The 12,993-nt window shown below is 69.9% G+C and carries 13 protein-coding genes; 4 read left to right on the top strand and 9 right to left on the bottom strand.

Features of this window, described 5'->3' with window-relative positions:
- The first annotated feature begins 114 nt into the window (after positions 1-114).
- Positions 115-933 (top strand): serine O-acetyltransferase, encoded by an 819-nt coding sequence (cysE, locus tag TSO352_RS18720; RefSeq protein WP_348770669.1) that lies wholly within the window; start codon positions 115-117, stop codon positions 931-933.
- Between the two features lie 13 nt (positions 934-946).
- Positions 947-1,282 (top strand): nitrogenase-stabilizing/protective protein NifW, encoded by a 336-nt coding sequence (locus tag TSO352_RS18715; protein WP_109108801.1) that lies wholly within the window; start codon positions 947-949, stop codon positions 1,280-1,282.
- A 75-nt stretch (positions 1,283-1,357) separates the two neighbouring features.
- Here TSO352_RS18715 and TSO352_RS18710 read toward each other — a convergent pair whose 3' ends face one another.
- Entirely contained in the window at positions 1,358-1,660 is a 303-nt protein-coding gene (locus tag TSO352_RS18710) for a hypothetical protein (RefSeq protein ID WP_109108800.1), read from the bottom strand.
- Between the two features lie 221 nt (positions 1,661-1,881).
- Between TSO352_RS18710 and TSO352_RS18705 the strand changes: the two genes are divergently transcribed.
- Complete coding sequence (locus TSO352_RS18705; protein WP_247872245.1) at positions 1,882-2,295, top strand: response regulator; 414 nt, start codon at positions 1,882-1,884, stop codon at positions 2,293-2,295.
- A 107-nt stretch (positions 2,296-2,402) separates the two neighbouring features.
- On the opposite strand, the gene TSO352_RS18700 is transcribed toward TSO352_RS18705, so the two are convergent.
- From TSO352_RS18700 to TSO352_RS18680, 5 genes are all read right to left on the bottom strand, one after another.
- Complete coding sequence (locus tag TSO352_RS18700) at positions 2,403-2,696, bottom strand: ferredoxin family protein (protein ID WP_109108799.1); 294 nt, start codon at positions 2,694-2,696, stop codon at positions 2,403-2,405.
- Complete coding sequence (locus tag TSO352_RS18695) at positions 2,693-3,994, bottom strand: FAD-dependent monooxygenase (protein WP_109108798.1); 1,302 nt, start codon at positions 3,992-3,994, stop codon at positions 2,693-2,695. The genes TSO352_RS18700 and TSO352_RS18695 overlap by 4 nt, the downstream gene beginning before the upstream one ends.
- Positions 3,995-4,022: 28 nt before the next feature.
- Entirely contained in the window at positions 4,023-5,102 is a 1,080-nt protein-coding gene (locus TSO352_RS18690; protein WP_109108797.1) for an electron transfer flavoprotein subunit alpha/FixB family protein, read from the bottom strand.
- Between the two features lie 25 nt (positions 5,103-5,127).
- Positions 5,128-5,979: an electron transfer flavoprotein subunit beta/FixA family protein gene (locus tag TSO352_RS18685; RefSeq protein WP_109108796.1), complete on the bottom strand. Its 852-nt coding sequence runs from the start codon at positions 5,977-5,979 to the stop codon at positions 5,128-5,130.
- Between the two features lie 237 nt (positions 5,980-6,216).
- Positions 6,217-9,288, bottom strand: a complete 3,072-nt coding sequence (locus tag TSO352_RS18680; protein WP_109108795.1) for a DUF3369 domain-containing protein — start codon at positions 9,286-9,288, stop codon at positions 6,217-6,219.
- 219 nt (positions 9,289-9,507) lie between these two features.
- On the opposite strand from TSO352_RS18680, the gene TSO352_RS18675 reads away from it, so the two are divergent.
- Positions 9,508-10,353 (top strand): BglII/BstYI family type II restriction endonuclease, encoded by an 846-nt coding sequence (locus TSO352_RS18675; RefSeq protein WP_109108794.1) that lies wholly within the window; start codon positions 9,508-9,510, stop codon positions 10,351-10,353.
- A 29-nt stretch (positions 10,354-10,382) separates the two neighbouring features.
- Here the strand turns inward: TSO352_RS18675 and TSO352_RS18670 are convergent, their stop codons facing one another.
- From TSO352_RS18670 to lpxK, 3 genes are read right to left on the bottom strand one after another with little or no spacing between them, the layout of a single operon-like run.
- Complete coding sequence (locus TSO352_RS18670; RefSeq protein WP_109108793.1) at positions 10,383-11,054, bottom strand: LysE family translocator; 672 nt, start codon at positions 11,052-11,054, stop codon at positions 10,383-10,385.
- Between the two features lie 52 nt (positions 11,055-11,106).
- The gene (locus TSO352_RS18665) at positions 11,107-12,003 is read right to left on the bottom strand and encodes a lauroyl acyltransferase (RefSeq protein WP_109108792.1); all 897 of its coding nucleotides are present in this window, start codon (positions 12,001-12,003) and stop codon (positions 11,107-11,109) included.
- Positions 11,987-12,985: a tetraacyldisaccharide 4'-kinase gene (lpxK, locus tag TSO352_RS18660; protein WP_109108791.1), complete on the bottom strand. Its 999-nt coding sequence runs from the start codon at positions 12,983-12,985 to the stop codon at positions 11,987-11,989. Before lpxK ends, TSO352_RS18665 begins: the two co-directional genes overlap by 17 nt.
- Positions 12,986-12,993 lie beyond the last annotated feature (8 nt).

The following is a 12,993-nucleotide window of genomic DNA, read 5'->3' as shown; positions in this document are numbered from 1 at the left end:
CGCCGACGCCCCGATCGTGAGGAGTGACGCATGGCCGCCATCGACGACGATCCGCACCACACCGGCACCGGCGCGATGAGCGACCCGGGGAGCGCCACCGGCGGCGGCATCGGCATTGTCGCCCTGCTGCGCGAGGACGTCGCCTGCGTGTTCGACCGCGACCCGGCGGCGCGCAACGTCGTCGACGTGCTGACCTGCTACCCCGGCATTCACGCGCTGGTGATGCACCGCGTCGCCAACGCGGCGTGGCGGCGGGGGCTGCGCTGGCCAGCGCGGTTCCTGTCCTATCTGGCCCGGGCGCTGACCAACATCGACATCCACCCCGGCGCCACCATCGGCCGCCGCTTCTTCATCGACCACGGCGCCGGCGTCGTCATCGGCGAGACGGCCGAGGTCGGCGACGACGTGACGCTCTATCATGGGGTGACGCTGGGCGGCACCTCCTGGACCAAGGGCAAGCGCCACCCGACGCTGATGGACGGCGTGCTGGTCGGGGCCGGTGCCAAGATCCTGGGGCCGATCACGGTGGGCAGCAACGCCCGCGTCGGCGCCAATTCGGTGGTGACCAAGGGCGTCCCGGCCGGCATGACGGTGGTCGGCATCCCCGGCCGGGTGGTGCGGCCGGAGACCCAGCGTCCGCTCGGCCAGCGTCCGCTCGGCGACCACGGCATCGACCTGGAGCATCACCTGATGCCGGACCCGGTCGGCAAGGCGATCGCCTGCCTGATCGACCACATCAACCGCATCGAAGCCCGGCTGGAGGCCCACACCACCGCCGAGCGGGCGGCCGGTGCGGCCGGCGCCGCCGAGGTCCGGCTGTCGAACCTCCGGCTGAGCGACATCCACCTGGACGGCGTCGCCTGCGACTCCTGCGGCAACATCTGCGACCAGGAGGGCTGCGGCCCATCCCCATCCACCCAGCAGCACGCGTGAGGAGTCTTCGACGATGAGCGATTTCACCGACGACCTCGACGATCTGGAAACCGCGGAAGACTTCCTGCGCTATTTCCACGTCACCTACGACCAGCGCGTGGTGAACGTGAACCGCCTGCACATCCTGCAGCGCTTCCACGACTATCTGTCGGCCGACGGCGGCATCGAGGGGCTGGACGACGAAGGCACCGCCGCCCGCTACCGCGTCCATCTGGAGCGGGCGTACCAGGACTTCGTCGTCTCCAACGCCATCGCCGAAAAGACCTTCAAGGTCCACAAGGAGGAGGCGCGCAAGATGGCCGACCGCTTCGTGTCGCTCGACAGCCTGCTGGGCACTCCGGTCGGCTGAGGCCGGGCAAGCCGGAGCCACGCATGCGAAAGGGGGCGCCGCAACGGTGCCCCCTTCGTCATCGGCACGGCAGCGTCAGTGAATCTTGTTCTCGTTGCGGCCGTCGTCGCGGCGGTAGACGTGGACGTGGTAGGCCGCCATCGGGTTTTCGTCGATGTAGCGCAGCAATTCCTGCTCGGTCCGTGCCGTGGCGTCGCGAATCAGGACCTGCCAAGCCGGTTCCATCGTCGCGCGCTTGGTCTCGTCGTGCGGCAGCATGATGAATCCGGCCCATTCGGGATCGAAATCGGCCAGATAGCTCTTGGTGTAATGCTTCATCATCGCCGCGTCGTTGACGTTGACGCTTTCCTTGTTCTCAAAGCACACGCGCAGATCCATCGCCGGTCTCCTCATGGGGAAGGGCACGGCCGCGCCCGAAACCCACGAAGGGAGGAGCGGCGCCGTGCGCACTTGGTCCGGAAAACACCTATGAACCTGAGATGGTGCGCATCCCCCGGTAAAAACAAGGGGAACCTTCCCCATTGGTCATACCCCTGCGTTTTTCGGGTTCGTCCGTTGCCGGGCTTCTGTAGAATCCCTGTGACAGCTCATAAGCGATCATGATGACCAACGTTCCGCCTGCGCTCCACCAGCCCATCCGCATCCTCATCGTTGAAGACGAAAGCCTCGCCGCCATGGCACTGGAAGAGATTCTGGGCATGCTGGGCTTCGCCGTCTGCGGGACCGCCGACAACGCCGAGGCGGCGATCGAGGCGGCGGTGCGGCTGCGGCCGGACATCGTCATGATGGACATCCGCCTGCTCGGCCAACGTGACGGGATCGAGGCCGCCGCGGAGATTCGCGCCCGCACCGGCATCCGTTGCATCTTCACCTCCGCCTTCGCCGACCCGACGACCCGCCACCGCGCCGACGACTGCGAACCCTTCGGCTTCGTTCGCAAACCCTACTTCCCGGCCGAGCTGCAACGGGCGCTGGACCATGCGGTGGGAGTGCTGGAACGGGGTCGGGACTAGCGGAGCGCTCGCACGAGCCCCCCTCCCCGGCCCTTCCCAAAAACAAAGCGGCCCCCGCGCGTTGCCGCGCGGAGGCCGTTGGAGGCTGGCGGCGACGATGGAAACGATCAGCCGAACTTGTAGCTGATGCCGTAGCCGCCGCGCGGGTAGTCCCAGGCGATGTTGCCTTTGTCCTGGCAGACCACGCGGCAGGTGCCGCATTCCAGGCAGCCGTCGGTCACCAGCGTCACGCCGCCGGTTTCGTTCTTGCTGTAGCAGGCCGCCGGGCAGCAGAAGGTGCAGGCCTGCCGGTCGCAGCTCTGGCACACCTCCTCGCTCTTGATCTGGATGTGCGGACGGCTCTCATCGACGATGTAGCGGTTCTGATAGAGCTTCTCTTCGACCTTCACCATGATGCTCATCGCACGGCCCTCACCAGCTTGATTGCGTCACCGACCAGACCCATCACCGAGCGGCGCTTGACGAAGGCCTTCATGATCGCCTTCTCCTTCGTCTTCTTGTCGACGCTGTCGACGGTGAACCAGTTGTGCGCCGCCGCCGTGATCTCGTCGGGGTAGGCGCCGAAGAATTGCTTGTTGCCGTGCATGATGCCGGGCAGCTCGCGGTACTTCTTCAGGTCCTTGATGATGAAACTGTCGTCCAGCTTCGTCTTGTAGGCAGCGAGGTTGCCGGCGCTGAACGGCTTGCCGGCCGCCTTCAGCTCCAGCACCGTCTCCGCCGCCATCCGGCCCGAGGCCATGGCGAGGTTGGAGCCCTCGCGGTGGGCCGCGTTGTTGAAGTGGGCGGCGTCGCCGACCACCATCCAGCCGTCGCCGTAGAGCTGCGGGATCGCCTTGTAGCCGCCTTCCGGGATCATGTGGGCGGCGTATTCCTTCATCTCGGCGCCTTCGATCAGCGGCCGGATGACCGGGTGTTTCTTCAGGTCCTCCAGCATCTTGTAGGGCGGGCAGTCGCCGTTCTTGAAGTCGGAGATCAGGCAGCCGATGCCGATCGTCAGCGATTCCTTGTTGGTGTAGAGGAAGGCGGTGCCGCACATCCCCTTCGTCACCTTGCCCATGATCTCGATGACGACGCCTTCGTCCTCCTTGATGCCGAAGCGCTGCTGGATCAGCTCCGGATCGATGAAGAGGATTTCCTTGACGGCCAGCGCCACATTCTCCGGCGCCGCTTCGGTCTGCAGGCCGGCGCGCTTGGCCAGCAGGGCGTTGACGCCGTCGGCCATGATGACGACGTCGGCGTGGATCTCGCCGCCCTCGCGGTCGGTGCGCACGCCGGTCACCTTGCCCGACGCGTCGCGGATCAGCTCGGTCACCGTGGTTTCGCAGATCTGCAGGCCGCCGACCTTGCGGATCCGCTCGCCCCACCATTTGTCGATGTTGGCGCGGATGATGGTGTAGCGGTTCGGCTTGTCGGTGTTGAAGGCTTCCGAGCGGTAGTTGGTGCCGACGTAATTGTCGTCGCCCAGCAGCCAGACGCGTTGTTCGATGATGTGGCGCTCGGTCGGGCAGTCCTCGCGGAAGTCCGGGATGATCTTTTCCAGCTCATGCGAATACATGATGCCGCCCTGGACGTTCTTGGCGCCGGGATATTCGCCGCGCTCAAGCTGCAGGACCTTCAGTCCCTGCTTGGCCAGCGTGTAGGTTGCGGCGTTGCCGGACGGACCGGCACCGATGACGATGGCGTCGAACTTTTCGACCATGTCGACAGGCTCCTTTCTCGTCCGGCGGTCAGCCGGCCATGCGGTTGACGGAGAGGCGGCGGCCGAAGGCATCGGTCAGCGCCGGCAGGATCTTCAGCGCGTCGCCGACCAGCCCGAGATGGGCGAAGTCGAAGATCGTCGCGTTGGGATCGGTGTTGATCGCCAGGATCAGGTCCGATTTCTCCATGCCCACCCGGTGCTGGATGGCGCCGGAGATGCCGGCGGCGATGTAGAGCTTGGGGCGGACCGTCTTGCCGGTCTGCCCGACCTGACGGTCGTTGGTGGCCCAGCCGGCCTGGACCAGCGGGCGGGTCACGCCGACCTCGCCCCCCAGGACCTTGGCCAGATCGAACACCAGCTTCATGTTCTCGACCTTGCCCAGTCCCTTGCCGGCCGACACGATGATGTCGGCGAAGGCCAGCTGCGCCTCGTTCTGCTCGCGGTCGGCGATGAAGTTCAGGACCTTGGTGACGATGTCCTCTTCGCGAAGGTCCGGCTTGATCTCGACGACGCGGCCGCTGCGGGCGTCGTCGCGCTCCGGCATCGCCATGACGCGCGGGCGCACCGTGGCCATCTGCGGCCGGTAGGCCAAGGTCTGGATGGTGCAGAGCAGCGTGCCGCCGAAGGTCGGCCGGGTGGCGGCCAGCGAGCGGTTGTCGGCGTAGATGTCCAGCTCGGTGCAGTCGGCGGTCAGGCCGGTCGCCAGCGTGGTGGCGATGGCGCCCGCCAGGTCGCGGCCCAGCGTGGTGGCGCCCAGCAGCACGATCTCCGGCTTGTGGGTGTTCACCACCTCGGTCATGACGCGGCAGTAGGGATCGGTGCGGTAGTCGGCCAGCGCCGGGTCGGTCACCTTGTAGACGATGTCAGCGCCATAGCTGATGGCGTCGCCGCAGATGCGGTTCAGGTCGGGGCTCTCGGCGCCCAGCACCACGGCGCCCACCTCCACCCCCAGCTTGTCGGCCAGCTTGCGGGCCTCGCCCAGCAGTTCCAGCGACACGGAATGGACGATGCCGCGCTCCTGCTCCACGATCACCCAGACGTTCTGGTAAACCTTCAGGTGTTCGGGAAGCTGGAACTTGCGGCCCTGGGGCTTGCTCGGTTCGCTCATCGTCGGGTCTCCCGCGGGTGGATCGTCAAAGCCCGGCCGCGGCGCGGGCGAGCAAATCGTCGGCCAGCTTCGGCTGGGCGCCGAAGATGGCGTCGATGGCGGCGGCGGCCTGCGCATCGGGGGTGTCGGCGTCGGCGACGATCATCTTGGCCTTCTCGGCGCGCGGCTTCGGCACGAAGACCTTCGACACCACGGTCGGCGAGCCCTTCAGCCCGACGCGGGTCTCTTCGGCGCCGGTGAAGTCGCGGCTCCAGGTCTTCAGGTCGTAGCGGGCGGCGCGGAACAGATCGTCCATCTTGCCGAAGCGGATGGTGTTGGTGCCTTCCAGCATGGTGATCATGCAGGGCAGCCTGGTCTTCAGCACCTGCACGCCGCCTTCGGAGCGGCGCTGCACCACAATCTCCTTCGAGGCGATGTTCAGGTCCTCGATCCTGGTGATGTAGGTGAGCTGTTCGAAGCCGAGGCGGGTGGCAATGCCCGGGCCGACCTGGGCGGTGTCGCCGTCCACCGTCTGCTTGCCGCAGAAGACGATGTCGACCGGTTCCTCCTCCGCCAGCTTCTGGATGGCCGAGGTCAGCGCGTAGGAGGTCGCCAGCGTGTCGGAACCGGCGAACTTGCGGTCGGTCAGCAGAACGGCGTCGTCAGCCCCCAGCGACAGCGCCTTGCGCAGCGAGGTTTCCGCCATCGGCGGCCCCATGGTCAGCACGGTGACGCGGGCGCCCACCTTGTCCTTCAGCCGCAGCGCCTCTTCCAGCGAGAACAGGTCGAACGGGTTGATGATGGCGGGGACGCCCTGCCGCATGATCGTGTTGGTCACGGGATGGATGCGGATCTGGGCGCTGTCGGGCACCTGCTTGATACAGACGACGATGTGCATCCCGTTCTCCTTGCCGACGCTGGTCTGTGGCGCGCGTGTGGGTGGGGGGCCGGCGTCGAGCCGGCGACATCCCTTCAACAGCAAGCGCCATGCCAGTCGGCCGGGAGCCGGCCAACGCACTGGATTCGTTCGGATCTTTCAACGGAACGGACGCACCGCAACGATGTCGCAAAGGCGACAAAGCCGGTGGGTGTCGGGTTCGTTACAGCCGGGGCGGCCCCGCCCGGCGGGCGCGGTTCACGCCGCCTCGATGTGGGCGATGACGCGGTCCAGCGCGACGCCGATGCGGGCCACCATGGCCGTGATGCCGTCCAGCCGACGGTCGAGCACCGCCAGTTCCACCGCGTCGGCCGCCGCCGCCAGATCGCGGGCGCCAACGGTGCGCGACGACCCCGCCAGCTTGTGCGCGGCCTGCCGCACCTCGTCCCAGCTCTCCCCGGCCAGCGCCTCGGTCAGCCAGCGGTGCGACGCCCGGTTGGAGGTGACGAACTCGCCCAGCAGGTGGTGGACGAACTCGGTGTCGCCATCGAACAGCGCCGCCAGCGCGTCGAGGTCGAGCGGCGGCAGCTCCATGGCCGGCGGTGCGTCGCCAGCCGCACCGCCACCGGCCCCATCCAGGTCCGGCGGCAGGCTGGCGACGTCGACGCCACCCCCCGCCGTCGGCAGGAAACGATCGAGGACCCGGCGCAGGTCGGCGAGGCTGACCGGCTTGGCCAGCGTGCCGTCCATCCCGGACGCCAGGCATCGCTGCGTCTCACTCTCCGTCGCGTTGGCCGTGATGGCGACGATCGGCAGGCGTTCCGTCCCAGCCGCTGCCCTGGCCCCCTCCTCGGCGCGGATGGCGCGGGCCAGTTCCATGCCGTCCATCTCCGGCATCTGGCAGTCGGTCAGCAGCAGGCCGTAGCCGCCGGTCCGCCACAGCGCCAGCGCCTGGACGCCGTCCTCCGCCGCCTCCATCGCGTGGCCCAGCAACGCCAGTTGGCGCTGGATGACCTGCCGGTTGGTCGGGTGGTCCTCCGCCACCAGGATCAGCCGGCCCAGCGCCCGCGCCTCCTCCACCGAGGGCAGCGGCGACCGCTCGGCGGCGGGGGTGGCGGGTTCCGGACGCGGCGACGGCTCGGCGCCGTCCCCCTCCCCCGCCATGCGTCCGGCGGCGGCCAGCACGGCGCGGACCAGACCGGCGCGCCGGAGCGGGCGGCCCAGCACCACCGTCCCGGCCAGCGCCTTGCCATGCAGATGACCGTCGCCGATCAGCACCCGTCCGCGCACCCGGCCCCGCGGGTCGTGGTCGAGCGCCGCAGTGTCGGTGCCGGCGGTCGCGACCAGCACGTCGCAGACGGCGGTCGGCAGCAGGGCGCGGAGGGCGGCGGCGGCGTCCGGCGCCTCCACCACCAGGGCGCCGTCGCTGTTCAGGTAGCGGGCGAGGAAGCCGCGCTCCTGCGTGTCGGCGGCCAGCAGCAGCACGGTCACGCCCTGCAGCGGCGCCCGGCCGCCGGCGGGGGCGGTGCCGGGATCACCGACGGCGTCCGTGCCATCGGCCGCCCCCTCCTGCCCCGCCACCAGATCGGCGGCGAAGGTGAACCAGAAGGTGGAGCCGACGTTCGGCTCGCTGGTCACGCCGATCTCGCCGCCCATCAGCTCGGCCAGGCGCCGGCTGATCGACAGCCCCAGCCCGGTGCCGCCGAACCTCCGGGTGGTCGACGCCTCCGCCTGGGTGAAGGGGCGGAACAGGCGGCCCTGGTTCTCGGCCGAGATGCCGATGCCGGTGTCGGTCACCGCCACCCGGATGGTGACGCGGTCGCCGTCGAACCGCGCCAGCTCCACCCGGACCGTCACCGACCCGGCCTGGGTGAACTTCACCGCGTTGCCGGCGATGTTGAACAGAACCTGACGGATGCGCACCGGGTCGCCCATCACCACCGCCGGCAGGTCGGGGTCGATGTAGGTGACCAGCGCCAGCCCCTTGGCCCGGGCGCCGGGGGCCAGCGTGTCGGCCACCCCCTCCACCACCGCGGGCAGCGAGACCGCCGTGTGCTCCAGGTCGAGCCGCCCGGCCTCGATCTTCGAGAAGTCGAGGATGTCGTTGATGATGGTCAGCAGGGCGCCGGCCGAATCCCGCACCACGGTCACCAGCTCGCGCTGGTCGGCGGTCAGGCTGGTGTGTTCCAGCAGCTCCAGCATGCCCTGGACGCCGTTCATCGGCGTACGGATCTCGTGGCTCATGGTGGCGAGGAACAGCGACTTCGCCTGGTTGGCCGCCTCCGCCTCGACCCGCGCCGCCTCCGCCGCCTCGCGCGCCGCCACCAGGTCGCGGGTGCGGTCGGCCACCTGCCCTTCCAGGCTGCGGTTCAGCTCGGTCAGTTCCTCGTAGAGGTGGACGTTGTCGAAGCCGATGGCGACCTTGGCGCAGAACACCTCCAGCAGCCGCCGTTCATCGGCGGTCAGGGCGCGCGGGTGGCCGAGATAGACCGCCGTGTCGTTGCGCCGGGTGGCGGAGCGGAAGACCAGCACGCTGTGCCCGCGCTCGAACCGGCTGCGGCCGTCGGCCAGCGCCGACGTCACCGCCTGCACCGCGTCGGGCGGCAGCGCCAGGAACAGCGGCGTCCCCTCGGCCCCGGCGTGCCGCCCGGCGCCGCCCAGCACCAGCGGCTCCACCGGCGTCTGCCCGTCGGACAGCCGGCTGACCAGCGCCACCCCGTCGCCCGGCGGGCAGACGCCGACGATCTGCGCCACGGCGTGGCGCACGAACTCCGCCATCGTCCGCTTGCCCAGCAGGGTGGAGGACGCGTCGAGGATGCGCTCCAGCCCCTCGCGGTGGTCCTCGATCGCGGTGATGTCCTGGTAGCCGCGCAACGCGGCGACCACCGAGGTGAACAGCTTCTGCGCCGTCAGCTCGGTCTTCGACTTGTAGTCGTTGATGTCGTAGCTGAGGATGACGTCGCGTTCCGGCGCCTGCCCCGGCTGGCCGGTGCGCAGGATGATGCGGACGCGGCGGTTGTTCAGCTCGCTGCGGATGTAGCGGACCAGACGCAGGCCGGCGTCGTCGGATTCCATCACGACGTCGAGCAGGATGACCGCGATCGCCGGGTTGTCGCGCAGCACCCCGCGCGCCTCCGCCGCGGTGCCGGCCGACAGGAACTGCGCCGGCCGTCCCTCGAAGGCGAAGCCGCGCAGCACCATCTTGGTGGTGGCGTGGATGGCCGGGTCGTCGTCGACGATCAGGATCAGCCAGGGCTCGACCGGCTCCGGGGCCTCCGCCGCCGGTTCGACCGCAGGCTCCTCCTCGGCGAACAGGAATTCGTCGCTCATCACGTCCCTCGGCACGTTCCCGGCCCGGATTCCCGTGTGGAACCCGCGCTTATACCACCCCGGCGCGCGGCGACCTTACCACAGGATTTCCCCGCCCTGCCAGTTCGCGCCCGCCGGCCGGATCGGCCGGAGCGCGTGGAAAGGGTGGATTTGCCGGTGCGCAACCGCCATGGTGGCCCGGTTTCTCCGTCTTTCCCCATCGCGCGGCCGCCTTCTGCCATGAACCTGCTCGCCTGCATCCACGACAAAGCCCCGTTGATCGAAGCCCGGGATTCCGACCTGGGCGACCTGTTCCCGCCCGGCTTCCTCGACCTGTACGAGGTCCACAGCTACCGCAACGCCGCGCGCATCCTGGCCTACGCCTGCGCGCCGGAATTCCGCGAGATCACCGAGCGGCTGATGGAGTTCCGCATCCGCACCGAGGACATCGTGGCGTCGGGCGGCAACAAGTCGCAGATCGCCAAGACGATGGAGCGGATGCTGAACCCGCTGGGCTGGAACGAGACGCGCATCCGCGGCGACCTGTTCATCACCAAGATGATCGTGACGCACGAGGAGAAGCGCCGCGTCGCCGGCAAGAACCGCGGCCAGACCGTCACCGAGCAGCGCCAGCGCGAAGAGCTGTATCAGGTCAAGGGCTTCATCGACGGCCACAAGATCGACTTCGTGAAGGGGCGGGTGTCCTTCGACCTGGAATGGAACAGCAAGGACCAGACGTTCGACCGCGACCTCTACGCCGCCCGCACCTTCTACGAATGCGGCATCATCAACGCCGGCGTCCTGCTGACCCGCAGCGCCGAGCTGGTGCCGCTGTTCACCGAGGTGGCGCGGCGGGTCGACGGCAAGAACTTCCAGAACAAGTACGGCGCCAGCACCACCTGGATGAAGAAGCTGCTGTACCGGCTGGACGCCGGCCGCGGCGGCGGCTGCCCGGTGCTGGCGCTCGGCATCCGCCCGGCGCTGGTGTCCGACTTCGACGAGTGGAAGGAGCGGCACCCGGTGGTCCGCCACGCCGCGGTCTTCGACGTCGACAGCGGCGCGGACGACGAAGACGATCTGTGGTGACGGCCGGGTGAGGGCGGTCGCCCCCTCCCTCAGGCGAACTTGCGGTCGGTCAGCAGCAGCCGCAGGGCGAAGCCCAGGAACAGCACCCCGGCCACGCCGTCCAGCACCGTCCGCACCCGCGGGCTGGCCAGCACCCGCCGCGCCGCACCGGCGCTGAGCGCCGCCACCCCGGCCAGATAGGCGGCGCCGACCACCGAGATGATGCTGCCGAGGATGAAGGTCTGGAATGCGACATGCCCCAGCGCCGGGGCGATGAATTGCGGCACGAAGGCCAGCTGGAACAGGATGACCTTCGGGTTCAGCAGGTTGGTCAGCAGCGCCTGCATGAACACGCGGGCCGGCCGGGCCGACGCGGACGCCGCCGCGGCCAGCGCGTCGCCCTCCCCCGCCCCGCCGCGGCTGGTCCAGACGCTCCACAGCGACCGCAGGCCGATCCAGGCGAGGTAGGCGCCACCGGCGTAGCGCAGCACATCGAACAGCGCGGCCGACGCGGCGATCAGGGCGGAGATGCCAGCGGCGGCCAGCAGCGAATGGATCAGGTTGCCGACGGTGATGCCCAGCGTCGCCACCACCCCGGCCTGCCGCCCGTCGGCGATGCTGCGGGTCAGCACCAGCAGCGAGTCCGGCCCCGGCGCCAGCACCAGGACACCGACAGCCACCAGATAGAGCTGAAGCAGATGGGGGTCGAGCGGCAGGGTCATGGTCGGGGTGCTTTCGAAAGGACCGTGGACGGGAAGGTGGTGGAACCGACGTTCAATCCGGCCAGCGGCGGTGCAGCCACAGCCATTGCGCCGGCTTGTCGCGGATCCAATCCTCCAACAGCCGGGTCAGCCGTTCCATCAGAATCCGGGTGTCGGCGTTGCGGTCGCCGCTGGTCGGGTATTCCTCCGGCGGCAGGACGGTGACGCGGAAATGGGCGCCCTCCAGCCGTTCGGTCCGCGCGGCGCACAGCGGCAGTCCGAACTTCATCCCCAGCGACGCCGCCGCCGGGGCGGTCATCGCGTCGCGGCCGAAGAAGGGGATGGGGATGCCGTCGTTCATCTTCTGGTCGATCAGCATGCCGACATGGCCGCCTTTCGACAGGTGGCGCAGCAGGATGCGCGCGCCGTCCGGCCCCTTCGGGATCTGGGTCTGGCTGGCGGCGCCGCGCAGCTTCATCAGCAGCGCGCCGACGATCGGGTTGTTGGGAGCGCGGTAGACCAGCGCCAGTTCCAGCCCGCAGATGCGGGCGGTGACCGTCTCCACCTCCCAGTTGGCAAGGTGGCCCGACACCAGGATGCCGGCCCGGCCATCCTCGCGCATCGCGTCGACATGCTCGCGCCCGACCAGTTCCACCCGCTCGTGGCCGATCTGCTCCAGATGCGGGTATTCGGCGATGGTGCGGCCGAGATTGTCCCACATGCCGCGCAGGATGCTGTCGATCTCCGCCTTGGATTTCTCCGGGAAGGCGCGGGTCAGGTTGCGCCGGGCGCGGCGGGTGCCGGACAGCCACGGCCCCACCGTCCGCCCGATCCAGCCGCCGAGCGCCGACGCGCGGTCGAGCGGCAGCGCCCGGAACACCGCGTTCACGCCATGGACCAGCAGCGCTTCCACCGGGTAGCCGATGCGGCGCGTCAGCCATTTCCGCAACGGGCTACGCGGCTTCGCCATGATGGCTTCCTTTCAGGCACAAACGGTCCAGCAGCGCCTCGACGGCGCCCTCCTCCTCCCAACGCACCGCCACCGGCAGCATGGCCACCCGCGCCCGCAGCGCCGGCGCCAGGCGCACGGCGTCCTTCGCGGTGGTGACCGGCACGGCGCCGCGCGCGGCGGCGCGGTCGATCAAGGCGGCGATCTCGGCCGGGCGGTAAGGGTGATGGTCGGCGAAGGGCACCCGTTCGACGAGCCGGGCGCCGAGCGACTCCAGCGTCGCGAAGAACTTCTCCGGCCGGCCGATGCCGGCGAAGGCCAGGACGTCGCGGCCGGCCAGCGCGGCGGCGGCCTGCGGGTCGGGCTCCAGCCGGGCGCGCAGCAGCGGCCGCCCACCGGCCTGCGCCGCCAGCCCGCAGCGGTCCTCGCCCAGGACGACCAGCGCGTCGGCGCGGGCCAGCCCGTCGGCCACCCGCTCGCGCAGCGGCCCCGCCGGGACCAGCCGGCCATTGCCGAAGCCGACCGCGCCGTCGGCGACGACCAGCGACAGGTCCTTGTGCAGCGCCGGGTTCTGGAAGCCGTCGTCCATCACGATGACGCCGGCCCCGGCCTCCACCGCCCGCCGGGCGCCGGCCAGCCGGTCGCGCGCCACCCAGCAGGGCGCGGCGGCGGCCAGCAGCAGCGCCTCGTCGCCGACATCGGCGGCGGTGTGACGCTGCGAATCGACGCGCAACGGCCCGGCCTCGCGCCCGCCATGGCCACGGGTCAGCGCGTGAACCGCCACGCCGCGGCCCCGCAACGCCGCGATCAGCGCCAGCCCGACCGGCGTCTTGCCGGCGCCGCCCGCCACCAGATTGCCGACACAGACCACCGGCGCCCCGACCCGGCCGGGCGCCGTCCCGGCCAGCCGCCTGCGCCCGGCCAGCCCATAGAGCGCGCCCAGCGGCGCCAGCAGCGCCGACGCCAGACCGGGCGGTTGGTACCAGAAGGCGGGGGTCTTCACCGGCGCCC

Origin of the sequence: Azospirillum sp. TSO35-2 (assembly GCF_003116095.1) — a bacterium.
GTDB lineage: Bacteria > Pseudomonadota > Alphaproteobacteria > Azospirillales > Azospirillaceae > Azospirillum.
The sequence above is the reverse complement of the archived record's forward strand: the minus strand, read 5'-3'. Positions and strand labels throughout refer to the sequence as shown.